Annotated in this window: 27 protein-coding genes; 15 read left to right on the top strand and 12 right to left on the bottom strand. The window is 71.0% G+C overall.

Annotation, left to right across the window (positions count from 1 at the left end; genetic code table 11):
• The first annotated feature begins 80 nt into the window (after positions 1–80).
• Together ACZ601_RS23445 and ACZ601_RS23440 are read left to right on the top strand one after the other, a co-directional pair.
• Positions 81–539: an ATP-binding protein gene (locus ACZ601_RS23445; RefSeq protein ID WP_469541024.1), complete on the top strand. Its 459-nt coding sequence runs from the start codon at positions 81–83 to the stop codon at positions 537–539.
• 91 nt (positions 540–630) lie between these two features.
• A complete protein-coding gene (locus ACZ601_RS23440; RefSeq protein WP_469541021.1) occupies positions 631–1,014 on the top strand; it encodes a hypothetical protein in 384 nt (127 codons plus the stop codon).
• Positions 1,015–1,023: 9 nt separating this feature from the next.
• On the opposite strand, the gene ACZ601_RS23435 is transcribed toward ACZ601_RS23440, so the two are convergent.
• A complete protein-coding gene (locus ACZ601_RS23435) occupies positions 1,024–1,407 on the bottom strand; it encodes a VOC family protein (protein WP_469541019.1) in 384 nt (127 codons plus the stop codon).
• Positions 1,408–1,783: 376 nt separating this feature from the next.
• On the opposite strand from ACZ601_RS23435, the gene ACZ601_RS23430 reads away from it, so the two are divergent.
• The gene (locus ACZ601_RS23430; protein WP_469541017.1) at positions 1,784–2,710 is read left to right on the top strand and encodes a nitroreductase/quinone reductase family protein; all 927 of its coding nucleotides are present in this window, start codon (positions 1,784–1,786) and stop codon (positions 2,708–2,710) included.
• 151 nt (positions 2,711–2,861) lie between these two features.
• Here the strand turns inward: ACZ601_RS23430 and ACZ601_RS23425 are convergent, their stop codons facing one another.
• Positions 2,862–3,767, bottom strand: a complete 906-nt coding sequence (locus ACZ601_RS23425; RefSeq protein WP_469541014.1) for a helix-turn-helix domain-containing protein — start codon at positions 3,765–3,767, stop codon at positions 2,862–2,864.
• 247 nt (positions 3,768–4,014) lie between these two features.
• Here ACZ601_RS23425 and ACZ601_RS23420 point away from each other — a divergent pair, with 247 nt between their 5' ends.
• Positions 4,015–4,983: an SMP-30/gluconolactonase/LRE family protein gene (locus tag ACZ601_RS23420; protein ID WP_469541012.1), complete on the top strand. Its 969-nt coding sequence runs from the start codon at positions 4,015–4,017 to the stop codon at positions 4,981–4,983.
• Positions 4,984–5,139: 156 nt separating this feature from the next.
• Positions 5,140–6,117, top strand: a complete 978-nt coding sequence (locus ACZ601_RS23415; protein ID WP_469541010.1) for a YihY/virulence factor BrkB family protein — start codon at positions 5,140–5,142, stop codon at positions 6,115–6,117.
• A gap of 22 nt (positions 6,118–6,139) precedes the next feature.
• Here the strand turns inward: ACZ601_RS23415 and ACZ601_RS23410 are convergent, their stop codons facing one another.
• Positions 6,140–6,643 carry a DinB family protein gene (locus ACZ601_RS23410; RefSeq protein WP_469541008.1) on the bottom strand — a complete coding sequence of 168 codons (504 nt, stop codon included), beginning with the start codon at positions 6,641–6,643 and terminating at the stop codon, positions 6,140–6,142.
• A gap of 82 nt (positions 6,644–6,725) precedes the next feature.
• Positions 6,726–7,370: a GNAT family N-acetyltransferase gene (locus ACZ601_RS23405; RefSeq protein ID WP_469541006.1), complete on the bottom strand. Its 645-nt coding sequence runs from the start codon at positions 7,368–7,370 to the stop codon at positions 6,726–6,728.
• Positions 7,371–7,666: 296 nt separating this feature from the next.
• On the opposite strand from ACZ601_RS23405, the gene ACZ601_RS23400 reads away from it, so the two are divergent.
• Positions 7,667–8,260 (top strand): hypothetical protein, encoded by a 594-nt coding sequence (locus tag ACZ601_RS23400; RefSeq protein ID WP_469541004.1) that lies wholly within the window; start codon positions 7,667–7,669, stop codon positions 8,258–8,260.
• A gap of 58 nt (positions 8,261–8,318) precedes the next feature.
• A complete protein-coding gene (locus ACZ601_RS23395; RefSeq protein WP_469541002.1) occupies positions 8,319–9,527 on the top strand; it encodes a hypothetical protein in 1,209 nt (402 codons plus the stop codon).
• Between the two features lie 79 nt (positions 9,528–9,606).
• Here the strand turns inward: ACZ601_RS23395 and ACZ601_RS23390 are convergent, their stop codons facing one another.
• Positions 9,607–9,987: a DUF192 domain-containing protein gene (locus ACZ601_RS23390; protein ID WP_469540999.1), complete on the bottom strand. Its 381-nt coding sequence runs from the start codon at positions 9,985–9,987 to the stop codon at positions 9,607–9,609.
• 64 nt (positions 9,988–10,051) lie between these two features.
• Between ACZ601_RS23390 and ACZ601_RS23385 the strand changes: the two genes are divergently transcribed.
• The 3 genes from ACZ601_RS23385 to ACZ601_RS23375 all read left to right on the top strand — a co-directional run bounded on the left by ACZ601_RS23385 (position 10,052) and on the right by ACZ601_RS23375 (position 12,459).
• Positions 10,052–10,915 (top strand): prepilin peptidase, encoded by an 864-nt coding sequence (locus ACZ601_RS23385; protein WP_469540997.1) that lies wholly within the window; start codon positions 10,052–10,054, stop codon positions 10,913–10,915.
• 189 nt (positions 10,916–11,104) lie between these two features.
• Positions 11,105–11,938: a class I SAM-dependent methyltransferase gene (locus ACZ601_RS23380; RefSeq protein ID WP_469540994.1), complete on the top strand. Its 834-nt coding sequence runs from the start codon at positions 11,105–11,107 to the stop codon at positions 11,936–11,938.
• Between the two features lie 62 nt (positions 11,939–12,000).
• A complete protein-coding gene (locus ACZ601_RS23375; RefSeq protein WP_440575843.1) occupies positions 12,001–12,459 on the top strand; it encodes a hypothetical protein in 459 nt (152 codons plus the stop codon).
• A 335-nt stretch (positions 12,460–12,794) separates the two neighbouring features.
• Here ACZ601_RS23375 and mgrA read toward each other — a convergent pair whose 3' ends face one another.
• On the bottom strand, positions 12,795–13,835 hold the full coding sequence (gene mgrA / locus ACZ601_RS23370) for an L-glyceraldehyde 3-phosphate reductase (protein WP_469540992.1): 1,041 nt from the start codon (positions 13,833–13,835) through the stop codon (positions 12,795–12,797).
• A 190-nt stretch (positions 13,836–14,025) separates the two neighbouring features.
• Here mgrA and ACZ601_RS23365 point away from each other — a divergent pair, with 190 nt between their 5' ends.
• The 4 genes from ACZ601_RS23365 (at position 14,026) to ACZ601_RS23350 (ending at position 19,116) form a co-directional block, all read left to right on the top strand.
• The gene (locus tag ACZ601_RS23365; protein WP_024492153.1) at positions 14,026–14,787 is read left to right on the top strand and encodes an isoprenyl transferase; all 762 of its coding nucleotides are present in this window, start codon (positions 14,026–14,028) and stop codon (positions 14,785–14,787) included.
• Between the two features lie 345 nt (positions 14,788–15,132).
• A complete protein-coding gene (locus ACZ601_RS23360; protein ID WP_073736709.1) occupies positions 15,133–16,455 on the top strand; it encodes a PhoH family protein in 1,323 nt (440 codons plus the stop codon).
• A 389-nt stretch (positions 16,456–16,844) separates the two neighbouring features.
• Positions 16,845–17,555, top strand: coding sequence for an aggregation-promoting factor C-terminal-like domain-containing protein (locus ACZ601_RS23355; RefSeq protein ID WP_440575845.1), 711 nt, complete (start codon positions 16,845–16,847; stop codon positions 17,553–17,555).
• Positions 17,556–17,706: 151 nt separating this feature from the next.
• Positions 17,707–19,116 carry an AI-2E family transporter gene (locus ACZ601_RS23350; RefSeq protein WP_469540989.1) on the top strand — a complete coding sequence of 470 codons (1,410 nt, stop codon included), beginning with the start codon at positions 17,707–17,709 and terminating at the stop codon, positions 19,114–19,116.
• 74 nt (positions 19,117–19,190) lie between these two features.
• On the opposite strand, the gene ACZ601_RS23345 is transcribed toward ACZ601_RS23350, so the two are convergent.
• From ACZ601_RS23345 to ACZ601_RS23335, 3 genes are all read right to left on the bottom strand, one after another.
• Entirely contained in the window at positions 19,191–19,724 is a 534-nt protein-coding gene (locus tag ACZ601_RS23345; protein ID WP_073744727.1) for an alkyl hydroperoxide reductase, read from the bottom strand.
• A gap of 10 nt (positions 19,725–19,734) precedes the next feature.
• The gene (locus ACZ601_RS23340; RefSeq protein WP_073736706.1) at positions 19,735–20,286 is read right to left on the bottom strand and encodes a peroxiredoxin; all 552 of its coding nucleotides are present in this window, start codon (positions 20,284–20,286) and stop codon (positions 19,735–19,737) included.
• Between the two features lie 178 nt (positions 20,287–20,464).
• Positions 20,465–21,985: a recombinase family protein gene (locus ACZ601_RS23335; RefSeq protein ID WP_469540986.1), complete on the bottom strand. Its 1,521-nt coding sequence runs from the start codon at positions 21,983–21,985 to the stop codon at positions 20,465–20,467.
• 309 nt (positions 21,986–22,294) lie between these two features.
• Between ACZ601_RS23335 and ACZ601_RS23330 the strand changes: the two genes are divergently transcribed.
• Positions 22,295–23,260, top strand: a complete 966-nt coding sequence (locus ACZ601_RS23330) for a hydrogen peroxide-inducible genes activator (protein ID WP_469540983.1) — start codon at positions 22,295–22,297, stop codon at positions 23,258–23,260.
• Positions 23,261–23,290: 30 nt separating this feature from the next.
• Here ACZ601_RS23330 and ACZ601_RS23325 read toward each other — a convergent pair whose 3' ends face one another.
• The 3 genes from ACZ601_RS23325 to ACZ601_RS23315 are packed head-to-tail and all read right to left on the bottom strand — an operon-like array spanning position 23,291 to position 26,891.
• Positions 23,291–25,687 (bottom strand): ABC transporter permease, encoded by a 2,397-nt coding sequence (locus ACZ601_RS23325; protein ID WP_469540981.1) that lies wholly within the window; start codon positions 25,685–25,687, stop codon positions 23,291–23,293.
• Entirely contained in the window at positions 25,684–26,370 is a 687-nt protein-coding gene (locus ACZ601_RS23320) for an ABC transporter ATP-binding protein (protein WP_311303496.1), read from the bottom strand. The genes ACZ601_RS23325 and ACZ601_RS23320 overlap by 4 nt, the downstream gene beginning before the upstream one ends.
• Positions 26,367–26,891 (bottom strand): PadR family transcriptional regulator, encoded by a 525-nt coding sequence (locus tag ACZ601_RS23315; RefSeq protein WP_390086823.1) that lies wholly within the window; start codon positions 26,889–26,891, stop codon positions 26,367–26,369. Before ACZ601_RS23315 ends, ACZ601_RS23320 begins: the two co-directional genes overlap by 4 nt.
• Positions 26,892–26,922: the final 31 nt, after the last annotated feature.

The following is a 26,922-nucleotide window of genomic DNA, read 5'->3' as shown; positions in this document are numbered from 1 at the left end:
GCCCGCCTCTCACTCCTCGGGCCGTGGCCCGCACCCCCACACCGCGCCTGCCCCCCGGAAGGCACTGGAAGGCGACACCCGTGACTCTGCCCACCTCCTCCGCCCCCGCCCCGCCCTCGGCCTTAGCCCCGATGGGGCCCTGCCGGGAGTTCTGGTTCGGCCTGCCCGCCCTGCGCACCAGCGCGAGATCCGCCCGCGACACCGTGCGGGACCGGCTCCGCGCCTGGAAGGTGCCGGGCGACACGTGCTGCGACGCGGTGCTGCTGGTCTCCGAGCTGACCACGAACGCCGTGCTGCACACCGACAGCGGCCGTGTCCTGTGCGGACTCACGCTGACCGGCGACGAGCGGCGGCTGCGGATCGAGCTCCACGACGAGGGCCGCATCCCGGTCCGCCCGACCGGGCACCTCGCGGGACCGGACGAGGAGAGCGGACGAGGCCTGCTCCTGGTGCGTCAGCTCGCGGACCGCTGGGGCTCCGCACGCTCGGCCCGCGCCGAAGGCAAGGTCGTCTGGGCGGAGTTGGCGGCCAACCCCTGACTCCGCGGGTGTCGACACAGCACGGCCCCGCTACGCCCCCCTGTGCGCGGCGAGGAATCCCCGTTCCTCGATGCAAGGACAGAAGGCACCCATGACCCCCCACGGTGACACCGCAAACCCCGTAGTCCTGTACGTATGCGCCGACCGGGCCCCCCGCGCCTCCGGTGCGGCCACCCAGCGCGCCCGGACAGAGGGCCACGCGTTCGCCCAGGAGCGCGGGCTGACGATCTCCGAGGTCGTCACCGACACCTACGGCGAGCCCGACCCGGCCCAGCGCAGAGGGTGGCGGCGGGTGAGACAACTGGTGAGAACCGGCCATGTTACCGAGGTGCTCGTCCGCTGGCCCAGCGCCATCGCCCCGGAGTCCGCGCCCGAACTGCGCCGCCGCGAGACCGCCTGGCTCAAGGACCAGGGCGTGCGCGTCCGTTACACCTGGGCGCCCCTGTCGTCGTCGAAGAGCGACGAGGTCCGCTGACGCGAGGGCTCAGGAAGCCGTCGCGGCGCGGTCGGACTCGCTGCGCAGTACGCAGAACTCATTGCCCTCAGGGTCGGCGAGGACGGCCCAGCCCGCACCGTCGGGCTTCCTGCGGTCGGTGACCAGAGTGGCTCCCAGCGCCAGCAGCCGCTCGGTCTCCTCCTCGCGCGACGTCGTCGGGCGCAGGCACAGGTGGATCCGGTTCTTGACCGTCTTCGGTTCCGGCACCTGGTTGAAGTACAGCAGCGGGCCCTCCGGGAGCATCACCTGGATCTCCCGGTCGCCCGGTCCGTCCTGCGGGTGCAGCGGGCAGCCGGTCACCTCACTCCAGAAACGAGCCAGTTCATAGGCGTCCGAGCAGTCGATCGCGACGTTCTGTACTACCGAGACCATCCCCTCAGCCTGCCCGAACGCGGCCCGCTCCGCCAGCGGCGGCGGGCGCGTTGACAGGCGCCCGGCGGATACGTGTAATGGACGCGGTGTCGCGTGACGCCGGTCAAAGAGCAGTGGGCCGGCCGGTGATCGGGCGAGCACCCTTCACTCAGGGGTCCGTTATGAGTTCACACTCCGCGCCCTGCACCTGATCGAACGCCACCGCACCCTCTCCAGCGGCAGAGGCTGTGCGGTCGCCTCGTCCTGGGCACGTCACTTCGTCCTGGGCATGTCACTTCGTCCCTGGGTACGTCACTTCGTCCTGGGCGCGTCACCACACCACACGCCATCACCGCAGCCACTGCGGATCACCGAAGCTCCGGAGATTCACATCCGTATGCCCACGTCTTTCAATGAAACGATCATCGAGGAGTTCCGCGCCAACGGGGGCAAGGTCGGTGGCCCCTTCGAAGGCGGCGACCTCCTCCTCCTGACGACCACCGGCGCCAGGTCGGGAACCGAGCGGACCACCCCGCTCGGCTACGTCCGGCACGGTGAGCTGATCCTGCTCATCGGCTCCAACCTCGGCGCGCCGAGTCATCCCGGCTGGTACCACAACCTCCTCGCCCACCCGGTGGTCCGGGTGGAGATCGGGACCAGCACCTTCCAGGCCCTCGCGGTCCCCGCGGAGGGGGACCGGCGCGACGAACTGTTCGCGCACGCGGTGAGGCGCTCCCCCGGGTACGGCGACTACCAGGCCCGGACGGAGCGGGTGCTGCCCGTCGTCGTGCTGGAGCGCGCCGATCCCGAGGGGTGGCGGCCCGGTGAGGTCCGCACCCTGGCCGACAAGGTCATGGAGGTCCACACCTGGCTGCGCGGCCAGCTGCGGCAGGTGGCGGCGGAGGCGGACGCCCACTTCGCCGGGCGCGCGGACCGTCGCGGACCGGGCGAGCCGCCGGCGCCGAGCCTCGGGCTGCAGATCAGGCAGCGCTGCCTGGCGTTCTGCCAGGCCCTTGAGTTCCACCACACCAGCGAGGACGGGCACCTGTTCCCCGGCATCGCGCGGTACCACCCGGAGCTGGGCGACACCTTCGCCCGGCTCGACGACGAACACCGCGCCGTCGCACGGATCCAGACGGCGCTCGCGGAGCTGCTCGCCGGTATCGCCATCGCGGAACCGGACCGATTCCGGGCCGAGTTGGCGCGGATGTCGGCGGAGCTGAACGCGCACCTCGACTACGAGGAGGAGACCATCGTCCCCCTCCTGGCCGACGTGCCCTGGCCGCCCGCCCCTCCTGCGGAGGCGGCCACCGGTCCGAGCTGATGTGAGTCAGGGCCGCTCGTTCGGATCAGGCCGGTAGGTCAGTCCGGCGGCGCCGGGCTCCGGTGTACCTGCCGCACCAACGGCAGGTACACCTCGGCGACGATCTCGACGAGGACGTCGTCCGGTGCGGCGGGGCCCGCGGCGGGGTCACCTACGCCGCGGCGCCGCCCGAACGAGCCGGCTGGGCGCCGCTGACGGCGGCCCCGGCAGCGGTGGCCTGCACCAGCAGTCTCAGCGCCGCCTCCGAGGCCGAGCCGGCGGCGGTGGTCACCACGACCAGTGACTGGTCGGGCTCCGCCGGGGCCCGCAGGGTCTGCTGGGTGACCGTCAGGGAGCCGATGAGCGGATGCCGCAGCTCGTACTCGGCGGCATCGCACGCGCGCACCCGGTGATCGGCCCACATGCCCGCGAACTCGGCACTGCCCGTGGTCAGTTCCCCGATGAGCGAGGTCAGCTGGACGTCCTGCGGATGCCGCCCCGCGACCAGCCGCAGATTGCCGACCACGGCGCGCGCCTTCGCCGTCCAGTCCGCGTACAGCTCACGGGTGTGGGCGTCCAGGAAGACGAGCCGCGCCATGTTCGGCCGGTTTGCCGGGTGTTCGGGCCCGGCCGGGTCCACATGCCCGGCCAGCAGTGCGTGCCCCGGAGCGTTCCAGGCCAGTACGTCGCTGCGCCTGCCGGTCACCACGACGGGCACCTCGCCCAGGGACCGCACCAGATCGCGCACGGCCGGGGCCACCCGCTCGGCCGGGGGCCGCCGGGCCGGAACCCGGTGCCGGCAGGCGGTGGCCAGGTCCCGCAGGTGCTGCCGTTCGGTCTCCTCCAGGCGCAGGGCGCGGGCGATCGCGTCCAGCACCTCGACGGAGGCGTGACAGGACACCCCCTGCTCAAGGCGCGTGTAGTACGAGGCGCTGACACCGGCCAGCAGGGCCAGCTCCTCACGCCGCAGCCCCGGCACCCGCCGCCGGTCCCCGTAGGTCGGCAGCCCGACATCGCGGGGCTGCAACTGGGCCCGCCGCGCCTGGAGGAAGGTGCCGAGCTGTCCGTGAGCGTCCATGGCCCGAGTATCCAGCGCCCGGCCCGAGGCAGCCTGCCCCTGCCAGGGATAGGCAGAGTAGACAGAGCCCGAGGCAGCCTGCCCCTGCCGGGGATAGGCAGAGCCGGGGCTGGTTGCCCACCGCCGCGCGGACACACAGTGGGGCCAGAAGCGAACCCGGTCGCCGGACCACCACAGGACCGGCCGCCCCGTATCCCACCCAAAGCCCCACCCCACCCCACCCCACCCCACCACTCAAGGAACCCACGTGTCCGCGAAGTTCGCACGCAACGCACTCGCCGCCGCCATCGCGACGGTCACCCTCACGGTCGGCTGGGCCGGCTCCGCCACGGCCGCCACGGCGCCCCTCTCGCACGCCCGGATCACCCAGCACTTCGATCCGGACGACAAGCAGATGCCGGAGAACATCGTCCTGGAGCCCGACGGACGCATCGACCTCTCCCTCTCCGCCGCAGGCCGGATCGCCCAGGTCGGCCGCGACGGCAGGGTGCGGGTGCTGGCGACCCTGCCCGTGCCGGCCGACGAGGGCGTGAACACCCCGGCGCTCGGCTTCCCCCTGGTCACCGGCCTGGTCAGGGACGCGCACGGCACGCTGTACTTCCTGTACGCCACGGGCACCGCAGACCTCACCGGCGTCTGGCGGCTCACCCCCGGCGGCCACCCGGAGCGGATCGCCGCGCTGCCCGCCGACGGACTGCCCAACGGACTCGCGCTGGACTCCGGCCGGCTCTACATCACCGACTCGGTCCGGGGCGTCATCTGGCGCGTACCGACGGGCGGCGGCCGCGCGACGGTCTGGGCGGACGGTGCCGAGCTGGCCCCCACCACCTTCCTCGGCGCCAACGGCCTGAAGGTGCACAACGGCGCCGTCTGGGTGTCCAACCTGGACCGGGGCACCGTCCTCAGCTACCCGGTGCGGCACGACGGCACGGCGGGCCCCGCCCGGGTCAGGGCCGCACAGCTGGCCGGAATCGACGACTTCGCCTTCGTCGGCCGCGGCGACCGGATCCTCGCCGCCCTCAACCAGACCGGCGAGGTCGCCCTGATCGAGCCCGACGGCAGCCACACCATCGTGCTCGGCTCCCGGGACGGGCTGCAGAACCCCACAGCCGTCGCCGTACGCGGCGACACCGCGTACGTGACCTCGGCCGCCTACCTCACCGGACAGGACCCCAACCTGCTCACCGCCCGCATCCGTATCCACGGCCACCACTGACGACATCGTCACGACCGGGGACCGGAGTATCAGCGGCAAACCGGAGCAGAAGAGGATAGGCAGCACAGGGCGTCTCCCGCGTCCCCCCGCCTCCGTGCGGCGGGAGGCGCCCCGGCTGTGCCGCCCGCCCTCCTACGTCCCCCCGGAGACCCATCCGTGTTCAGCAAGACAAGCGACACCGCCACCGGGGCTCCGCCCCGGGCCACCGGGCACCCCGGGCCCGCGCGGCGCTGGTCCGTCGCGCTGCGGCGGACACCCGTCTCCCTGTGGAACGACGACCTCTCGGACTGGGCGGCGGCCCTGACGTACTACGCCATACTCGCGCTGCTCCCGGCGCTCCTGGTGACGGTCTCCGTCATCGGGCTGGCCAACCCCCGGGCCACCGACGCGCTGATCGCGGACATCACCGCCTTCGCCCCCGCGGAGTCCGGCGCCGCGCTGCGCCAGCCGCTCGTGGCGGCCACGCAGCAGCGGACGGCGGTGTGGCTGCTGGTCGCGACCGGGACCCTCAGCGCGGTCTGGTCCGCGTCCAGCTACCTGGCCGTGTTCCGGCGGGCGCTGCACGCGATGCACGGGGTACCGGACACCCGGCCCGCCCTGCGCAAGGCACACATCATCGTGGCGACGGCGATCGGTCTGCTGCTGCTCCTGATGACCAGCGCGTTCGCCCTCGTGCTCTCCGGACCCCTGGCCCGCTGGCTCGGGCACCGGATCGGCCTGGCGCATCTGGGGGACGCGGTGTGGGCGGTACTGAAGTGGCCCGTGCTGCTCTGTCTGGTCGCCTGCCTGATCACGGTCCTCTTCCGGACCGGTCCGGCGTCGGCACGCGGATCGCGCCGGGCCCTGCCAGGAGGCGTGCTCGCGGCGCTCCTGTGGTTGGTCGCCTCGGCGGGATTCGCGCTGTACGCGACGTACATCGGCTCCTACAGCAGGCTGTACGGGTCGCTGGCCGGGCTGGTGGTGTTCCTGATCTGGGTGTGGTTCACCAACCTGGCGCTGCTGACGGGCGCCCAGTTCAATGTGGAGCTGAACCGGGTGGGGCGCGCGGGCGCCCGCCCCCGGACCCACGGCCACGACGGGACCGGGGACGGCGTCGGGGGCGAAACCACGCCCCAGGATCCCGTGGACCCCTAGGACCCTGGAACCCCTCGAACGACTAGGACCCCGTGGTGCCGTCGATGATCTCCCGGATGATGTCGAGGTGGCCGTTGTGCCGGGCGGTCTCCTCGATGAGGTGCAGCAGGATCCAGCGCAGATCGGGGTAGTGACCGTCGGATCGCGGACGCTTGGCCCGGGTGTCCAGGTCATGGGCGGCGACGAGCTCGCGGTAGCGGGCGGACTGCTCCTCGTACTCCGCCAGTACGACGGCGAGCGGCATGTCCAGGGCGATGCGCATCTCGCGGTCGGGATCCTCTTCGGTCCACGGGCCCTCGTCCTTGCCGCCGAGGAAGTCGATCTCGAACCAGGCGTACTCGACCCAGCGGAGGTGGTTGACCAGACCCGCGATCGTCATCAGCGGCGAACCCGGCAGCAGCGCCTTGCACGCGTCCTCCTGCGTGAGGCCCTCGCATTTGGCCAGTGCGGTCGCTCGTGTGTAGTCGAGGAAGGTGGTCAGCTGGGTGCGCTCGTCCCAGGCGGAAGGTGCATCAGTGCGTGTCATCGCGGTACACCCTGACGTCTCACCGGCGGCCTGTCCACCGCTTAAAACCCGGCGGGAGTTCGTCATGAACCGGCCGGTGTTCTCAAGTACCGGCCGGTGTCCGTCGAGTACCGGACGGGCCGGCCTGTGGCGCGGGTCGCGGGTGCAGCGGGCCGAGGTAGGCCACGAGGTCCGAGCCGTCCGGGACAGCGAGCGCCGGTCGCCAGCCGAGCCGGTGGTAGAGGCGCACCGCCGGTTCGGCGCGCGCCGAGGTGAGCAGCCAGCAACGGCCGTCCACCGCAGGGGCGGTGACCGACTCCAGGAGCGCCGCCGCGAGACCGGCGCCGCGGGCGCGCGGGGCGAGCGCGAGTTCGTCCACTTCGAGGGCGCCGACGAGCCACGCGGCCGTCCGCTCCGGCCCCAGCGCGGCGCCGATACGCCCGTAGCCTCGGTCGGTGGGGAACGGGCCTGGCGTCGTCCAGGCCGTCGCGAACCCCACCACCGTGCCGCCTTCGGTCTCGCCGGACGCCCCGGCTTCGCCCCTCGCGGGATCGTCGCGGCTCAGGGCGAGCGCGGCCACGAATCCGGGGCGCCGGGCATCCCCGGCCAGCCGCTCCACATAGCCGTCGGCCATGGCCGGGTCCTCGTGCCACGGGGGCCCGGCGAAGGCCTCCGCGTACACCCGCCGGATTCCTTCCGCGTACGCCGCCACCTCGTCCCTGCCGACCGGCTGGACCCACGTGGTCACGAGACGACTCCGCATCTCAGCATCTCCCCATCTCTGTATCTCCGCATATCTGCACCCCAGTTCTTTCTTGGGGTCCACGCGTGGGCCCCAGGGCCCACGCAACCGGCAGCGCGGCTGACTAGGCTCATGACCGACCAACCGCGAGCCGTCCGGAACCGCCGCCACCACAAGGTGGCCGGCCGGGCGCGCTCCGGTGCGCAGGGATCTTCTTGCTCTACCTGACCTGTAGGGCGGTCACCCCTCAACCGGCTTGTCCGGATGGGCGGGTGGCCACACTTTAAATGGGGTGCGCTGTCATGAGTGACGGATTCTTCTACTCGTATCACGTGGGCTGGAGCCGCCCCGACGCGGAATCGCTGCTCGCGGATCTGGAGGCGGCCGGCGTATGTCCCGCGCATCCGGCCACGCGGCGCATCACGCTCATCAGCCCGGGGGCCGCACCGCCGGGCACCCAGTCATGGGTGACCAGGGAGCAGCTGGTGCTCCTGGCCGGCCTGCAACGGCTGGACCAGGTCGACTTCCTGCTCTGGGTGAGCAGCGGAGCCGAGATCCCGGCCCGGGTCCGGCGGACGGACGACGGGACGGTCGCGCTGCAGTTCGCCCTCGGCGCGCTCAGCCGCGACGAGCGGGAGGCGGTCGTCCGTGCGATACGGGAGGCGATAGGCAGGGCCTCCGTACTGTGCATCGGCTTCGTGGTCGACCGCGAGGGCGCGTCGGCGGCGACGGACTGGAGCGGGTTCATCGTGAAGGGGTCGGTGTACTTCGACTGCTGGCCGGACACCCTGGCCGTGCGGTCCGAGGTCGCCTCCAGACAGCCGCAGCTGTTCGGGGTGGGCTCCTTCGAGCAGTCGCCCTGGGTCGTCTACGGCAGCGAGGTCCCCAGCAGGTGAACGTCAGCCGCCCGGGGCGGCCACGGGCGGGGACCCCGCAACGGCGATAATCGGCCGTATGTCCGCAGAACCCTCCCCGCAGGCCACCCACCCCCGGCCGCGCCCGCAGCCCACGCGGGAGCACCGGCCGCTCCGTGCGCGGGCCGCCGCCGCGCTCGCCTCCGCGGCGCCGGCGCTCGGCTCCTACGCGGCCGTGCGGATCATCGGGCTCGTCGTCTTCTGGGCGGCCGCCTCCGCGGCGGGGAAGGACGCCTTCCACCTGCTCGCCGAGCGCTGGGACTCGATCTGGTACCAGCGGGTCGCCGAGCACGGCTACGGCTACACCGTCACGCTCCCCGACGGCGGCATCCACTCCGACCTGGCCTTCTTCCCGCTGCTGCCCGCACTGGAGCGCTCCATCGCGGAGGTGACGCCGCTCGGTCTCGCGGGCGCCGGACTGCTGGTGGCGTGGCTGGCGGGTCTGCTCGCGGCCTGGGGGATCTTCGCCGTCGGAGCGCGGCTGTACGGGCGCCGGGCCGGGGTGGCGCTGGCCGCGCTGTGGGGGGTGTACCCGACGGCGTTCGTCCAGTCGATGGCGTACACCGAGACCCTGTTCACCGCGCTGGCCGCCTGGTCGCTGTACGCCGTGCTGACCCGGCGGTGGATCGTGGCCGGTGCGCTGTGCGTACTGGCCGGGCTGACCCGTCCCTCCGCCGCGGCGCTCATCGCCGCCCTCGCGGTCACCGCCGCCGTCACGCTCGTACGCGAGTACCGGGCGGGCGACACCGACGGCATCGTCCGCCGCAATGGCCGGATGCTGGCCGGAGTGCTCATCGCGCCGCTGGGCTGGCTCGCGTACGTGGTGTTCGTCGCGGTGCGCGAGGGCAGCCCGTTCGCCTACTTCGACGTCCAGGCCCAGTGGGGCAACAGCATCGACGGCGGCGCCGCCCTCGCCGCGTTCGTCCTCGGCCTTCCGCTGCCGGGGGCGCTCGGGCTGTGCGCGGCGCTGGCCGGGCTCGGCTGGCTGGTGTACCTGTGCGTGCGGCAGCGCCAGCCGCTCCCCGTGCTCGTCTACGGGATCGCCGTCGTCGTCATCTCGCTGATCGGCTCCGGCTACTTCGGCTCCCGGCCCCGGCTGATGATGCCGGCGTTCCCGCTCCTCCTGCCGCCCGCCGTCGCCCTGCTGCGGCTGCGCTCCACGGCCCGTACGGCGACGGTCCTCGCGGTCCTCGCCGCCGCCTCCGCCGCATACGGGGCCTGGACGCTGCTGGGTTCCGGCCCGCCCTGAGCCGGGCCTGCCGGCCACGCGCCCCGGCGTCGTGACGCCTCAGCCGCCGTCGTGCCGGGTCAGCCGTCCGGCGGCCGGCTCACGGCGCCCCGTCGCCCTGCGCGATCCCCACCCGCACGCCCGGCCGCAGTCCCCACCTCGCCATCGCGCCGGCCTCGGCCTCGATCACATGCCGGGCGCGGAGCCGGGGGAGGCCCAGCCGTCCCGGCTTCATCGTGTGGACCGCCACCACGGTCAACTTCCGGTCCAGATAGGCCACATCGATCGTGAACCGCATGCGGAAGGAGTGCACACTCCCGCACGGGGTGATCAGCAGCGCGCCCTCGATGCCGTCCTGCCCGAGCAGCCCACGGCTCCGGTGCCGGTAGGAGGCCGCGATCCGCAGCGGTATCTCCGTCTCCCGTTCCCCCTCCGGGTCCGCGAACGTCAGCGTTCCAGTGCCATTGCGCCATCGGGCCATGTCCATGACGGTAGCGCCAACTGCCCTCCCCCGGGCGGTAACAGAGTGGCCTAGGGTCGGTGAGGTGTACGCCACGCTGATAGTGGTCGCCGCCCTCTGGGGTGCCGCGACCGGACTGCTGGTCCCACGCGCCGCCTACCGGTTCTCCGTCGAACCCGAGGACGCGTGGCGGGACGCCTGCCCGGCCGGCCACGCCCTCACCGGGCCGGGCCGGGGCTGGCTCGGCTCCGCGCGCTGCACCGCCTGCGCGGCGGCGGGGGCAACGGCCGCCGTACATACGGAAACCGGCCCGGACGCCGGTGAGGCCCCGGACACCGGCAAGGCCCCGGACGCCAGTGAAGCCCCGGACGCCCCGCGCGCTGCGTCCTGGCACCGCGGCGGGCCGCGCTACGCGCCCGTCCTCCTCGCACCCCTCGTCTCCGCCCTCGGCTGCGCCGCCGTCGCCGCGACCACCGGGGCCCGCCCCGAGCTCGCCGTATGGCTGCTGCTCGTCCCCGTCGCCGTACTCCTCGCGGCCATCGACCGCCGCGTCCACCGGCTGCCGGACGAGCTGACGCTGCCGGCCGCGGGGGCGGCCGCCGCGCTCCTGGGCGCCGCCGCGCTGCTGCCGGAGCACGGCGGCTCCTGGCTGTCCGCGCTGCTCGGCGGCGTCGGCCTCGGCGCCTTCTACCTCCTGCTCTTCCTCGTCAACCCGAACGGAATGGGCTTCGGTGACGTGAAGCTCGCGCTCTCGCTGGGCGTGGTCCTCGGCTGGTACGGCTGGGCCGTCGTGTTCGCCGGGGGCTTCGCCGGATTCCTGTTCGGCGCGGTGTACGGCCTGGCGCTGATGATCATGCGGCGCGCCGGGCGCAGGACGGGCATCCCGTTCGGACCGTTCATGATCGCCGGGGCGCTGCTGGGCATCCTCTTCGGCGGACTGGCCGCCTGACTCTTCGGCGAACCGGCGAACCGGCGAACCGGCGAACCGGCGAACCGGCGAACCGGCGAACCGGCGAACCGGCGAACCGGCGAACCGGCGAACCGGCGAACCGGCGGACCGGCCGACCGGCCGCCTGAGCTGCTGCCGCCGGCCGATATCCGGTCGCGTGCGGAGGGGGCCGGCTGAGACCATTTCCGTATGCCCGGAACACCCGAAGACCCGCAAGCGGCACAGTCCGCACAGCCGGCGGCCCGGCGCGCCCGGTTCGACGCCCTGGTCACGGAGGCGGACACCGTCTCCGTCGCGGGCTGGGACTTCTCCTGGCTCGACGGCCGGGCCACCGAGCAGCGGCCCTCCTGGGGCTACGCCCGCGCCATGGGGGAGCGGCTGGGCCGGGCGAGCGCCGCGCTCGACATCCAGACCGGCGGCGGTGAGGTCCTCGCCGCCGCGCCGAAGCTGCCGCCGCTGACCGTCGCCACCGAGTCCTGGCCGCCGAACATCGCCCGCGCCACCGCCCTGCTGCACCCGCTCGGCGCGGCCGTGGTGGCGGACGCGGACGAGCCGCCGCTGCCGTTCGGCGACGCGGCGTTCGACCTGGTCGTCAGCCGCCATCCGGTGACCACCTGGTGGGACGAGATCGCCCGGGTCCTGGCGCCCGGCGGCACCTACTTCTCCCAACAGGTGGGCCCAGCGAGCGTATTCGAGCTCGTCGAGTACTTCCTCGGCCCGCAGCCCCCGGAGGTACGGGGCAGCCGCGACCCGGAACAGGCGCGCGCCGCCGCGGAGGCGGCCGGTCTCGAAGTCGTCGACCTGCGGTCCGAGCGGCTGCGCACCGAGTTCCTCGACATCGGCGCGGTCGTCTACTTCCTGCGCAAGGTGATCTGGATGGTGCCGGGCTTCACCGTCGAGCAGTACCGGCCGCAACTCGCCGCGCTGCACCGGCGGATCGAGGAAGACGGGCCGTTCGTCGCCCACACGACCCGCTTTCTGATCGAGGCCCGCAAACCCGGGCGGCCGGTCTCACCCGCGTAGCCCCTTCCCGCGCCCGAGGGATGGCACTCTGGTCGCTGAGCGCACGGGGAAGGAGCCAGACCATGAGGGTCGGCAGCGACGAGGAAGCCACGAGCGGCCCGCGGCAGGGGAACGCCGAATGGCTCAGAGGCGCCCGGATCGTCGGCGTCCTCGGTGTGTTCTACCGCCCGGAGGGCCGGATGGGGGAGCCGGAGGCCGTCGAATTCCTGCTCTCCGACAGCCAGTCGGTGCTGCTGACCTGCGCCTCGGACGGCACCCTGCACGTCGGTGCCGGCACCTGGCCGGACCTTCCCGACTGGTGCGTACCGGCCGCCCAGTGGGAGTTCGCCACGATGGCGAACCTGCCGCAGCCGCCCGACGGCGGCTGGACGGTGCTGAGTACCGAGGAGCGCCGGGACGACCGGGGCGAGGTCCACGAGGCCGTCATCCGCTGCGAGGGCGGCCGCTTCGTGGTCATCGGCGGGGACACCGTGGGCATCAGGTTCACCCGGGGCCACCGGGGCGCGGCGTCCACGACCTGACGGCGACCGGCGGCCGGAATGTGCACGTCCTGTGAACGTCTCGTGGGCACCTCGGGCGTCAAGGCGACGCCGCCGGGCATCCGTGCAGGTCCAGGGGGGACGGAGGCCCGTATTCCGTGCTCACAACGGAGCCCCGCACATCCGGAGAGTAATTATTTGGCGGCGATGCACGCAGCAGCACTTACGAAGGGTTATGGTGGAAACCCCCCCTCGGGCCGGTCCGTAACCCCCCCCACGGACCGGCCCGTTTTTTTGTGCCCCGGTTATGTGCTCCGGTTATGTGCCCCGGTTATGTGCTCCGGTTTATGTGGCCCGGCGCACACGGGCCCCGGCCGTCAGGCCCGTCCGGCCCAGATGTTCGTGCCGGCGGTGTCCACGGCGAAGGTGTCGATCTCCTTCAGCTCCGCCGCCGTCAGAGCCGGACCGGCCAGCGCCGCGACGTTCTCCTCCAGCTGCCGCACACTCGACGCGCCGATCAGAGCCGACGTCATACGGCTGTCGCGCAGCACCCAGTTGAGGGCGAGCTGGGCCAGCGACTGACCGCGGCCCCGCGCGATGTCGTTCAGCCCGTTGAGCCGGCGCACCACCTCGTCGGAGAGCAGGTCCGGATTGAGGGACTTGCCCTGGGTGGCGCGCGAACCCTCCGGGATGCCCTTCAGGTACTTATTGGTCAGCAGCCCCTGGGCGAGCGGCACGAAGGAGATGCAGCCCATACCGGCCGCCTCCAGTGTGTCCAGCAGCCCGTCCTCCTCCGTCCAGCGGTTGATCATCGAGTAGGACGGCTGGTGGATCAGGGCCGGGACGCCCATCTCCCTGAGCAGCCGGGCCGCCTCCGCGGTCTGCTCGGAGTTGTACGAGGACACCCCCACGTACAGCGCCTTGCCCTGCCGCACGGCGGAGGCCAGGGCCCCCATCGTCTCCTCCAGCGGGGTGTCCGGGTCGAAGCGGTGCGAGTAGAAGATGTCGACGTAGTCGAGGCCCATCCGCTTCAGCGAGGCGTCGAGCGAGGACAGCAGGTACTTGCGCGAGCCCCACTCGCCGTAGGGGCCGGGGTGCATGTCGTACCCGGCCTTGGTGGAGATCACCAGCTCGTCGCGGTACGGGGCGAAGTCCTGCCGGAAGAGCTTCCCGAAGTTCAGCTCGGCGGAGCCGGGCGGCGGGCCGTAGTTGTTGGCCAGGTCGAAGTGGGTCACCCCGAGGTCGAACGCGCGGCGCAGGATGGCCCGCTGCGAGTCGAGCGCGCGGTCGTCGCCGAAGTTGTGCCAGAGGCCGAGCGAGACGGCGGGGAGCTTGAGGCCGCTGCGGCCGGTGCACCGGTACTCCATGGAGTCGTAGCGCGTGCCGGCGGCCCGGTAATAGGAAGAGGATTCAGTCACGTTTCCCTCTTTATCACGGACTTGTGACAGGCCGGGTTGGGCCGGTGCGGCGCCTGCGCAGTAATGTGGCGGCTTCGGGACTGCCACGGCACGGCGGGGCGATCGGCCCCCTACCGGTGCGACGATCCCCAGGGGGACAGCCCCGGGCGAGGCGGCGGGCGGGCCCGCACGGAACCGAGAGGTGGACTCAGTGAACTTGCGCGACCTGGTGTACGGGCTCTACGCCCGCCGGGTGGAGGCCCGCCTCGATCACGCCCAGGTGCCCAAGCACATCGGGGTCATCCTCGACGGGAACCGGCGCTGGGCGAAGGCCTCCGGCGGCACGGCCGCCGAGGGCCACCAGGCGGGTGCGGACAAGATCAAGGAGCTCCTCGGCTGGTGCAGCGAGACGGACGTCGAGGTCGTCACGCTCTGGATGCTCTCCACGGACAACTTCGACCGGCCCGAGTCCGAGCTCATCCCGCTCCTCGGCATCATCGAGAACACCGTGCGCGACCTCGTGGCGGACGGCCGCTGGCGGGTCCACCACGTCGGCACGCTCGACCTGCTGCCCGCACACACCCAGACGGTCCTCAAGGAGGCCGAACAGGCCACGATCGGGGTCGACGGAATACTGGTCAACGTCGCCGTCGGCTACGGGGGCCGGCAGGAGATCGCCGACGCGGTGCGCTCGCTGCTCCTCGACCACTCCGCCAAGGGCACGTCCTTCGAGGACCTGGCCGAGATCGTCTCCACCGACCTGATCTCCGAGCACCTCTACACCCGGGGCCAGCCCGACCCGGACCTGGTGATCCGGACCAGCGGGGAACAGCGCCTGTCGGGCTTCATGCTCTGGCAGAGCGCCCATTCGGAGTACTACTTCTGCGAGGTCTTCTGGCCGGCCTTCCGCCGGGTCGACTTCCTGCGCGCCCTGCGTGACTACGCGGCCCGCCACCGCCGCTACGGGGGCTGACGCCGCATTTCCGCCCAGCTCGCCGCCCCCTCCGTACCGGTGACGTCGGCGAGGACGGACGGGCTTGAGCGGCTCGGTCGGCATGGCTTCGCGTGTTCGAGGGCATACCCCTGACAGGTCGACGTCCGGTCAGGAACCAGGCGGATGTCGTCACCAAGTGAGCGGCATGGAGTCCGCTCGCCCGGGAGGCCCTTTGCACACGAAGGACCGTACATACAGTGCGGCTGACGTCGAGGGCCGGCGCTCGGCCCGCGCAAGGTGGCCGAAGCCCGGTCCGTCCTCTCCCTTTGGGATGCTCCGCGACGTCGTCGCACCCCAACCTCGTCCGAGGGGGTACGTCCTTCCGTGGTGACCAGCACAAAGCGCCGCATGCCCGACAGGCGCACCTATGTTCTCGACACCAGCGTCCTGCTGGCCGATCCGAACGCCATGTCCCGCTTCGACGAGCACGAAGTCGTGCTCCCGGTCGTCGTGGTCACGGAACTGGAGGCCAAACGGCACCATCCGGAGCTGGGGTACTTCGCCCGGCAGGCCCTGCGCCTGCTGGACGACTTCCGGGTCCGGTACGGCCGGCTGGATGCCCCGATCCCCCTCGGGGATCTGGGCGGGACGCTGCGCGTCGAACTCAACCATTCCGATCCCGGCGTACTGCCCGCCGGCTACCGGTTGGGGGACAACGACTCACGGATTCTCGCGGTAGCGCGCAATCTGCAGGCCGAGGGGTACGACGTCACGGTCGTCTCCAAGGACCTGCCGCTCCGGATCAAGGCCTCTTCGGTCGGCCTCCTCGCCGAGGAGTACCGCGCCGAACTCGCCATCACCGACGCGGGCTGGACGGGGATGGGCGAGCTGTCCCTCTCCGCCGAGCAGGTGGACCTCCTCTTCTCCGAGGAGACGCTGTACGTCCCCGAGGCCGCCGATCTGCCGGTGCACACCGGACTGGTCCTTCAGTCCGAGCGCGGCAAGGCGCTCGGCCGGGTGACGCCGGAGGGCAACGTCCGGCTCGTCCGGGGCGACCGGGAGGCCTTCGGCATCCACGGCCGCAGCGCCGAACAGCGCATCGCGCTGGATCTGCTGCTGGACCAGGACGTCGGCATCGTCTCGCTCGGCGGCCGGGCCGGCACCGGCAAGTCCGCACTGGCGCTCTGCGCGGGTCTGGAGGCCGTACTGGAGCGCGGGCAGCACAAGAAGGTGATGGTCTTCCGCCCGCTGTACGCGGTCGGCGGGCAGGACCTCGGCTATCTGCCCGGGTCCGAGGCCGAGAAGATGGGTCCCTGGGCACAGGCCGTCTTCGACACGCTCTCGGCGGTCGCCGGGCGCGAGGTCATCGAGGAGGTCCTGGGGCGCGGGATGCTGGAAGTGCTGCCGCTCACCCACATCCGCGGCCGGTCCCTCCACGACGCCTTCGTGATCGTCGACGAGGCCCAGTCGCTCGAACGGAACGTCCTGCTGACCGTGCTGTCCCGGATCGGGGCGAACTCGCGGGTGGTGCTCACGCATGACGTGGCCCAGCGGGACAACCTCCGGGTCGGCCGGTACGACGGAGTGGTCGCCGTGGTCGAGAAGCTGAAGGGCCATCCGCTCTTCGCGCACACCACGCTCACCCGGTCCGAGCGCTCGCCGATCGCCGCGCTGGTGACCGAAATGCTGGAGGAAGGTCAGATCTGACACGGGATACGACAGTTGGTGCCGCCCGGCGAGCGAAGGAGCTTACCGGGCGGCACCGTGTTGCGGTGTCATTTCCGTAATTCACTTGCTCCAAACGGGGTGTGAGCTTTCACACGCAACAGAGAATTGCTTCGTGGCGTCCCGTTCCGGCAGAGTCTTGCTTCCGTCAGGCCCCGCATACGGCACACCCGCACCATCAGAGGTGCAACGCACCACACAACTCAACAACCGCCGTCCGTATGCCGCCCGCGAGTACCACGCGGCGCTCCCTCCGGGGAGTCGCCCACCGGGCCCGTGCCTCCCGTGACCCAAGCAGTAGGGAGGCCAGTGTCAGGGGCACGATTGCGCCCGCGAGGTCACCTAAGCGGGCGATGCTGGAAGGACACCGTGTGAGCCGGATCTCGGTCCGGGGGTTCGCCGTGGCATCTGCCACAGCGGTAACCACCGTAGGCGCCGTCGTGGGAGTTGCAGCGGGCAGTACCCCTGCTGTCGACGACAACAACTTCGAGGCCACCGCAGCCGACACCACGCTGCTCGCCGACATCCCCGCGGGCCAGCAGGCCCAGGTGCAGACCGCTTCCCTGACGCAGCAGGCCGACGCCCAGGCGTCCGCAGCCGACGCGACGGCGAAGAAGTCCGCGGAGGAATCGGCCCGCATCCAGGCCGCCAAGGACGCCAAGACCAAGAAGCAGGCGGCCGAGGACAAGCTGGAGAAGGAGCGCCAGGAGAAGGAGCGCCAGGAGAAGGCGGACCGCGCCAGCCGGTCCGAGGTCCGCAGCGCCAGCACCTTCGCCGTCCAGGGCTCCTACAGCGTGGCCGAGATCCAGGCGATGGCGCGGCAGATCGTGCCCGCCGACCAGTTCCAGTGCTTCAGCAACATCGTGAACCACGAGTCGACCTGGAACTACCGGGCTACCAACCCGTCCTCCGGCGCCTACGGCCTCGTCCAGGCGTACCCCGGTTCGAAGATGGCGTCCGCCGGTGCCGACTGGCAGACCAACCCGGCCACGCAGATCAAGTGGGGCCTCAGCTACATGAACGGCCGCTACGGCAGCCCCTGCGGCGCCTGGTCCTTCTGGCTGCAGCACCAGTCGTACTAGGGAGTTGTCCGGCCGGAGCCCTCGTCGGTTCCCTCGCAACCTCTCGAAGCCCCTCGCCGTCCTACGGTGAGGGGCTTCACGCATGTACGGTCATGCGGGACCGTTCCCGGGGGGAGCGGTGGGGAGAGCGGACGGGGGTAGAGGAACCGTTATGTCAAAACTGCCGGGATGGCTCGGACAGCTGGGGGCTGAACTCACCAAAATCGGTGAGCGCCTGGAGGAACGCCGCGTCGAGGCCGACGACGAGGACGACAAGGCCGCGCGCGCCTCGTCGGTGACGACCGGCGCGGAGCCTGGGGGCGGGGCCGAGACGGGCGCCGCGGACCATGTGCCTCCGCCGCCCGCGTACGCCCCCGCAGTCGCCGCGCGCCCCGACCCGGTCGCGGCGATCCCCTGGGGGATGCGGGTCGCGGCCGAGGCGGGCTGGCGGCTGCTCGTCCTGGCGGGCACCCTGTGGGTGCTCATGCGGGTCATCAGCGCGGTGCAGCTGGTGGTGCTGGCGTTCACCGCCGCTCTGCTCGTCACCGCGATGCTCCAGCCGACGGTCGAGCGGCTGCGGCGCTCCGGGCTGCCGCGCGGGCTGGCCACGGCGGTCACCGCGGTCCTGGGCTTCGTGATCATGGGCCTGGTCGGCTGGTTCGTGGTGTGGCAGGTGATGGACAACCTGGACTCGCTGTCCGACCAGGTTCAGGCCGGTATCGCGGACCTGAAGAACTGGCTGCTGGACAGCCCGTTCCACGTCACCGACAAGCAGATCAACGATGTCGCGAAGAACCTCAGCGACACCGTCGGCACCAACACAGAGGCGATCACCTCGGCCGGACTCCAAGGCGTCACCGTGATGGTGGAGTTCCTCACCGGGATGCTGCTGGCGATGTTCTCCACGCTCTTCCTGCTGTACGACGGCAAGCGCATCTGGCTCTGGGTGCTGAAGCTCGTGCCCGCGCAGGCGCGGCCGGGTGTCGCCGGAGCGGGTCCGCGCGCCTGGCGCACGCTGACCGCCTATGTGCGGGGCACCGTCATCGTGGCGCTGATCGACGCGATCTTCATCGGCCTTGGGCTCTACTTCCTCAATGTGCCGCTGGCCGTGCCGCTGGCCGTCTTCATCTTCCTGTTCGCCTTCATCCCGCTCGTCGGGGCGGTGGTCTCCGGGGCGCTGGCGGTGGTCGTCGCCCTCGTCACCCAGGGCGTGTTCACGGCGCTGATGGTGCTGGTGGTGGTCCTCGCGGTGCAGCAGATCGAGGGCCACATCCTGCAGCCGTTCATCCTGGGCCGCGCGGTGCGCGTGCACCCGCTGGCGGTGGTGCTCTCGGTCGCCGCGGGCGGCATGATCGCCGGCATCGGGGGCGCCGTCGTCGCGGTGCCGCTGGTCGCGGTGACCAATACGGTGGTCGGCTATCTGCGGGCGTACGGGCAGGAGGAGGCCCGGCGCCACTCGCCGCCGCCGCACGGCGCGACCGCCCTGGACACCGCGCCGACCCCGGCTCCCGGATCGCCGCCGGAGGAGACCGACGACGGCGCCGAGGAGGAGCCGGTGGCGGACGCCCGGAAGGAAGTCTGAGCAAGCACAGAAGAAGGGCCCCGGGGACGGTCGGTCGTCCTCGGGGCCCTTCTCGTTCATGGGTACTACGGGTGTTACTCGGCGAGGACGGCCTCGGCTTCGAGGGTCACGCCGACCGCCTGGATCACCGAGGCGATCTTGACGGCTTCCTGAATGGTCTCACGGTCCACGCCGGCCTTGCGCAGCACCTGCTCGTGGGAGTCCAGGCACTGGCCGCAGCCGTTGATCGCGGAGACGGCGAGCGACCACAGCTCGAAGTCGACCTTCTCCACGCCCGGCTTGCCGATCACGTTCATCCGCAGGCCCGCACGGAGGTTCCCGTACTCCGGGTCCGACAGCAGGTGCCGGGTCCGGTAGAAGACGTTGTTCATCGCCATGATGGCGGCGGCCGACTTCGCGGCGGTGTACGCCTCCGCGGAGAGGTTGGCCTTCGCCTCCGGCTCCAGCTCGCGCAGCACCTTCGGCGAGCGCGAGGCGATCGCGCAGGCGAGGACGGTGCCCCAGAGCTGCTGCTGCGGCAGTTCGCTGTTCCCGATGACCGAACCGAGGTTCAGCTTCAGGTCCTTGGCGAAGTCCGGTATGGCGGACTTCAGTTCGTCGAGTGCCATCGGTATCAGCTCACTCGCCCGAGAGGAGCGCGACCGGGTCCAGGGTGGTCTCGCCCTTGGTCCAGTTGCAGGGGCACAGCTCGTCGGTCTGCAGGGCGTCGAGGACCCGCAGGACCTCCTTGGGGTTACGGCCCACGGAACCGGCGGTCACCATCGTGAACTGGATCTCGTTGTTCTGGTCGACGATGAAGACGGCGCGCTGCGCGAAGCCGTCCTCGCCCTCGATGCCGAGGTCACGCATGAGCTCGTGCTTGGAGTCGGCCAGCATCGGGAAGGGCAGGTCGGTCAGGTCCGGGTGGTCCTTGCGCCAGGCGTGGTGCACGAACTCGGAGTCACCGGAGAAGCCGAGGATCTGGGCGTCACGGTCGGCGAACTCCTCGTTCAGCTTGCCGAACGCGGCGATCTCCGTGGGGCAGACGAACGTGAAGTCCTTCGGCCACGCGAAGATCACTTTCCAACCCTCATACGTCTTGTGGGTGATGGTCTCGAACTCCTTGCCCTTCTCAAGGGAAACGCAAGCAGTCAGTTCGAACTGGGGAAACTGGTCACCGACAGTGAGCATGGTTCGGGGTACTCCTGTGTAGCTCGGGGCTGGACCTGAGCACAGTCGCACATGTCCCATTGATCACGGAAATCGGTCGTGTCGAAAGGATTGATAGGAGCAGGGGATCAGTGTTAAGGCCAGGTGGTGTCCTCCAGCTCGGTGATGGCGGATTGTCGCATGGCCGGCTCGCGAGTGTTCACTGCTCGTCTTCGGCCCAGACGACCTCGATCAGCGACGGGTCGAACTTCTTGCCACGACCCGCGGGGTGGACCATCACGGCCCGAACCGACTCACGGAGCCAGGTCTTCTTCTGCGAGATCGTGCACTCCTTCCACCCTTCCAGGAGGGAAGAGCAAGCATTTTGCCTGCGGACTCTGACAGCGGACAGTTTGCGACTCTGCCGGTTCAGCTCGTCGCGCTCGGCCTCAAGCTCCTCGATCATGTCGAGTGCCGTCCCCATGCTGATGCGCTTCGCCCTGCGGCGCACGTTGACCTCTTCGATCTCCTGGCCGATCTCAGCGAGCCGGACATCGTGCTTGGTCTCGTCGACGTCCTCTTCCTTGGCAACCATGCCAAGACTTCGGCGGACCTCCAGGAGGAAGGCCTTCTCGACCAGGTCGTCCATGAGGGGGCCGACTCGGGTGACACCGCCGCACCCGCCGAGGGTGGTGAGGCAGGCGTACCGATAGCCGTAGCGCTCGTAGGAAGTGGTCCCCTTCGCGTACTGGTTGGACATCAACGGGAAGCTGCACTTTCCGCACCGGGCGATCCCTGACAGGAGGTACTTGGCGGAGGTGGTGTGTGCCGCCCGGACTTCCTTCCTGGCCTGCTTCCGCTCCTCGATTGTGGCGACGCAGGCTTGCCACTCCTCGGGAGAGACGACGGCCTCCCAGTCACCTATTACCGGCTTGCCGGCCTCGTAGGCAACGAAGTCAGGCATCCACGGCCTCTTGGCGCCACTGCGCTCCGCCTGGGGCAGATACGTCTTGTAGCCGCAGACGCGCGGGTTTACGAGGCGGGACTCGACAGTGCTGTGCTGGAGGCTTTGTGTCCCGCTCTTCTTCTTGTTGCGCGTGGGCGTGAATCCCAGCTCGATCCACTGCTTGCGGATTTCGCCGACCGTGAGGCCGCCGGGAATCGCGATGATTGCCTGGCGAAGCACCTCGGCTTCCGTGCCATGGAGGGTCTGGCGATCTTCAGCCCATCCGAAAGGCCGCGGGGCCCCGTGCATATGGCCGCGCTCGGCCAAGCCCTTGTTCTTTCGGGCGACTCGGCGCTTGGTGCTGTACACCTCCATGCCGCCCATCGTTGCCTGGATGGTGAGCATCGACCGGCCCTCTTGAGCGGATAAATCTGTGCCACCCACGACAGCCCGGCCCAGGTACCGGGGATTCAGCTGGAAGAGCCGGTTCAAGCGGGCCGCATCGTATTCCTGCCGGACCAGTCGGTCGGAGTGGTAGAAGAGGATGCCTCGGATCGTTCCGTTCTCGAGGTCTACCAGCATCGATTCAAAGCCCTTGCGAACGATGCGGGGGTCACTGGCCGGAGTGTTGTTGTCGTTGTAGCGACGCGTGATGGTGACCCCCAGCACGGGTGCCAGTTCATCCATGTCCCGGAACTGCTGAGCGACCTGTTCGCCGGTCTCACGCCAGTCGGCAGCGTTCGCCCTGAGTGCCTTGTCCTCGGATGCGCGTGCGTATGCGCCCACCGGAAACATGTCAGACCCCTCCCCAGAAGTTGACCTGGGAGGGACGCTAGCACTGGCCAGCTACTAAGAAGCCTTATATCAGGATGTCATACCTGATAGGTGGTTTTTGGTGATCGTCAGCCATGCCGAGACGATCCTTCGCTGACGCGCGCAGGGCCTTGTGGGTCGCTCGTGCTCCGGTCCGCTCTCCAGTCGCCCGCCGGGGAAATGGGGGGGATTTGGTGGCATCTCCGAGAGTGGCCGAGCCCACCTTGGTGCAGAGTTCATTGATCGATTCCGGTGGCTAGACTCGATCCGGATGATCGGAGGTGCCTATCAGTGGCGCAAGTGAACCAGGGCAACCGGCCCAAACAGCCCAGCCTCTCGCAGCTGCGCGCCTTCACCGCCGTGGCGGAGCATCTGCACTTCCGGGACGCGGCGGCAGCAATCGGGATGAGTCAGCCCGCGCTCTCCGGGGCCGTGTCCGCACTGGAGGAGGCACTGGGTGTCCAGCTCATCGAGCGTACGACGCGCAAGGTACTGCTCTCGCCCGCCGGGGAGCGGCTCGCGGTACGGGCCCGCGCCGTGCTGGAGGCCGTCGGTGAGCTGATGGAGGAGGCCGAGGCGGTGCGGGCGCCCTTCACCGGGGTGCTCAGGCTCGGCGTGATCCCGACCGTCGCCCCGTATCTGCTGCCGACCGTGCTGCGGCTGGTCCACGACCGCTACCCGGAGCTCGACCTCCAGGTGCACGAGGAGCAGACCTCCTCGCTGCTGGAGGGGCTCGCGGCGGGGCGGCTCGACCTGCTGCTGCTCGCGGTGCCGCTCGGGGTGCCCGGGGTGAGCGAACTCCCGCTCTTCGAGGAGGACTTCGTCCTGGTCATGGAGCGCAGTCACTGGCTCGGCGGGCGGGCCGACATCCCGCGCGAGGCGCTCAGGGAGCTGCCGCTGCTGCTGCTCGACGAGGGGCACTGCCTGCGTGACCAGGCGCTCGACATCTGCCGGGAGGCGGGCCGTACCGAGGGCGCCCCGGTCACCACGACCGCCGCCGGGCTCTCCACCCTGGTGCAGCTCGTGGCCGGCGGGCTCGGGGTGACGCTGCTGCCGCGCACCGCGGTGACGGTCGAGACCGCCCGCAACGAGGCGCTCACCACCGGGTACTTCGCGGAGCCGGCGCCCGCCCGGCGGGTGGCCCTCGGGATGCGGACGGGGGCGGCCCGGCACGAGGAGTTCGAGGAGTTCGCGGCGGCCCTGCGCGGGGCGATGGCGGCGCTGCCGGTACGCGCGGCGACGGCCTCCCGGACCTGACGCGGGTCCGGGAGGCCGTCGCGGCCGGTCCTACTCGCTGCGCAGTCCGCCGGGGCGCATCATGCGCCACAGCGCCGGCAGCGAGAGCAGGGTGACCAGCAGGATGAGGCCCGCGCCCGCGCCCGCCAGCGGCAGGAACAGCCACCAGCCGGTCACCTCCTTGCCGACCATCCAGCACAGGGTGGCACCGAGGGCGAGACCGCCCGCCACCGCCACCGCGAGCCCGATGACCACCGGGACCGCGGTCTGCCACAGCACCGACCAGCCCAGCGTGGTCCGCCGGGTGCCGAAGGCGACCAGGACCGACAGCAGCCGCTTGCGCTCACGCAACTGCTCCAGCTGGGAGACCAGCATGGACGCGGCGATCAGCAGCAGAGTGGCGGTCGCGCCGACCTGGAGGCCGGTCTGGATGCTCGCGTACTGCCGGTCGCGCTCGACCGAGTTCAGGGTGACCAGACGCATGCCTGGGTCGAGCCGCGCGGCGGTGTTGCGTACGTACTCGGCGGCGTCGGGGACGGATTCGTCGATGCGGATCTGCGAGACGGTCTGGGCTCCCGGCAGCGTGCCGGCGTCGATCGCTCCGGGCGTGACCATGATGCCCGAGCGCTCCTCGCCGATCGGGTCGGGCCGGGACCTGACGGTCCTGGCGTCGGCCGGCAGCGTCCAGCGCAGCGGCTTGCCCTGGCCGTAGGTGTCGAATTCGAGCACCTTGCCCTTGCGGGCGGTCTCGTCGACCCAGCCGGCCTGTTCCTTGTCCCTGGGGTGGACGACGAAGGTGTCGCCGTCCCGGCAGGACGTGATCCGGGCGAGCTCGCGCAGGGTCGCGCAGTCCCCGACGCTGAGCGAGGTGGTGGGCTGGAGGGCGTCGTCCTTGTACGTTCCCGGCTTGGTCGCGTACGCCTCGACGGTGCCGATGACGTCGGTGACGCCCTTGGTGGCGCGGAACTCCTTGATCGTGCGCAGGGCGGCGTCGCCGGTGACGATCTCGGACGAGGCGTAGAACTGGGCGCGGGACGGGTCCTGGCCGGTCATCTTGTTGAAGTCGTCGTTCATCGCGGCGAACAGCATCTGCAGGGCCACCGCACCGGCCACGGCGACGGTGACGCCGCTGACCGCGCGGGAGGCCGCCCCGCTGCTCAGCTGGAGCCGGCGAGTGGCCAGCTGCCAGGGGATAGGGCCGCCGCGCAGCCGCTTGACGCAGGCGTCGACCAGCCAGGGCAGGAGCAGGGCGAGCCCGACCAGGACCAGCACCGCGCCTCCGGCGACCGGGTACGGGTTCACGGGGCTGTACTCATCGATCTTGCCGCCGAATCCGAAGACCGCGAGTCCGGCGACCGGCAGCAGCAGCCGCCACCAGAGGCGGCGCTTACGGCCCCGGCCGTTGCGTACGACGCCGAGCGGCTCGATGACCACGGAGCGCATGGCTCCCAGGGTGACGAGGACCGCGGTGAGCGGCACCGCAAGGGCGATCAGCACGCACAGCCGGGCGTCGGGGGCCAGGTCGGAGGGGAAGGCGCTGGCGTCCCAGACCTCGACGTGGCCGACGAACCGGCGCCCCACCAGGAACACGGCCAGCCCGATGAGAAGGCCGAGCACCGAGCCGAACAACGCCTCACCGGCGGCGATCCGGCGGGTCATCCGGATGTCCGTACCGACCAGGCGCAGGGCGGCGAGCCGGCGGTCGCGGCGGTCGCCGCCGAAGCGCACGGCGGTGGCGATGAAGATGGCCACCGGAGCCAGCAGCACCACGCAGACCATGATGACCAGCACGATGAGCATCGGGGGCAGCGGATCGGAGGGCCCCGGATTGCCGTACCCGTCGATCCGGTGGCCGCCGGAGGCGCTGGTCAGGGTGGAACTGCCGGCGTAGAACCACAGTTCGTTGGGCGAGCGCAGCCCCGCGTCCGCGATCGTGCCGGTCACCTTGTACGGCAGCCGCTCCCTGAGCAGCGCACTGCCCGGGGAGTCGAGGAGCTTCCCGAGCGCGGGGGAGACCACCATCTCGCCCGCACCGGGGAGGGCGGCGACGCCCGGCGGGACGACCGGGTGGGCGCCGTCGGCGCGCATCAGGAAGCCCGTGATGGAGCGGTCGTGGAACTCGGTGCTCGCCTCGATCCGCAGGACCGAGCTGTCCGACTTCTTCGCCGAGGCGTCGGGGGACTCGGAGATCTTGGTCTCGGAGCGGGCCTGGTCCCGGGCGGACCGTTCGTCGAGCATGTGCGGCACGGAGGACGCGGTGAGCAGCAGGGCCACGCCGATTCCCACGCCGACGGCGGTGAGCAGGGTGCGGACCCAGCCCTCGCGGCCGCCCGCGGCGGCGAACCTGATGCCGAGCGCGAGATCACGCAGCCAGGGAGCGGTGCGGGAGAGGGCTTCGGGAGGGGGCACCGGACCGGCCGGGGCCCTCTTCTCGTCGAGCATGGTCATACGGCGTGCTCCATGTCGCGGGCCCGGCCGTCGCGCACGGTGACATCGCGGTCGGAGTAGGCGGCGACGCGGGCCTCGTGGGTCACCAGGACCACGGCGACACCGGCGGACCTGGCCGCCTCTGTGAGCAGCTGCATGACGCGCTCACCGTTGAGGGAGTCCAGGGCGCCGGTCGGCTCGTCCGCGAAGATCACCTTCGGGGAGGCGGCCAGCGCGCGGGCCACGGCGACGCGCTGGCCCTGGCCGCCGGACACCTCGCCGGGGCGCTTGGCGCCGAGGTCGTCGACCTCAAGGCGCTCCATCCACTCCAGGGCGGTGCGCTCCGCGGCCTTGCGCCGGGTGCCGTTCAGCCGGAGCGGCAGGGCCACGTTCTCCACACAGGTCAGCTCGGGGACGAGCTGGCCGAACTGGAACACGAAGCCGAATTCGCTGCGGCGCAGGGCGCTGCGCTCGGCGTCGGACATCGCGGACAGCTCGCGGCCGGCGTAGGTGATGGTCCCGGAGTCGGGGGTGATGATTCCGGCGAGGCAGTGCAGCAGGGTGGACTTGCCGGAGCCGGAGGGGCCCATCACGGCGACGACCTCGCCGGGGTGGACGGAGAAGGAGGCGCCGTCGAGCGCCGGGGTCGAGCCGTAGGTCTTGTGCAGGTCGTGCGCGGTGAGCAGGGAGCCGGCGGGGGTCACGGGGCCACCACCTCCGCGAGCTTGTCGAGCCGTGCGGCGGTCAGTTCCAGCCAGCGCAGATCCGCTTCGAGGTGGAACAGGGCGTGGTCGCAGATCAGCTGGTCGGCGAGGTCGCCCCGGCGCTTGCGGTCGGTGAGGATGCGCATCAGGCGCAGGTGCTCCGAGCGCTGGGCGTCCAGCACGTCGGCGGCGCTGCGGCCGGTGAGCATGGCCAGCACGACCTTGGTGTACAGGGTCGACTGGAGGTACGGCTCCGGCTTCTCCGGCTGCGCCAGCCAGGCGGCGACATCGGTGATGCCGGCGTCGGTGATGGCGTAGCGCTTGCGCTCGGGGCCGCCGCCGGCCTCCACGCCGTCGACCTCCACGAGGCCGTTCTTGAGGAGCCGGGACATGGTCGAGTAGACCTGTCCGTAGTGCAGCGGGCGGTCGTGACCGAACTTCTCGTCGAACGTCCGCTTGAGGTCGTAACCGTGGCGGGGGCCGGACTCAAGGAGCCCGAGCAGGGTGTGGCCGATAGACATGCGGAGCACTGTACATGGTGTGTATACCTGG

Source organism: Streptomyces sp. NPDC104307 (genome assembly GCF_055584045.1).
Note: the sequence above shows the minus strand (reverse complement) of the source record. Positions and strands in the feature narration are given on the sequence as shown.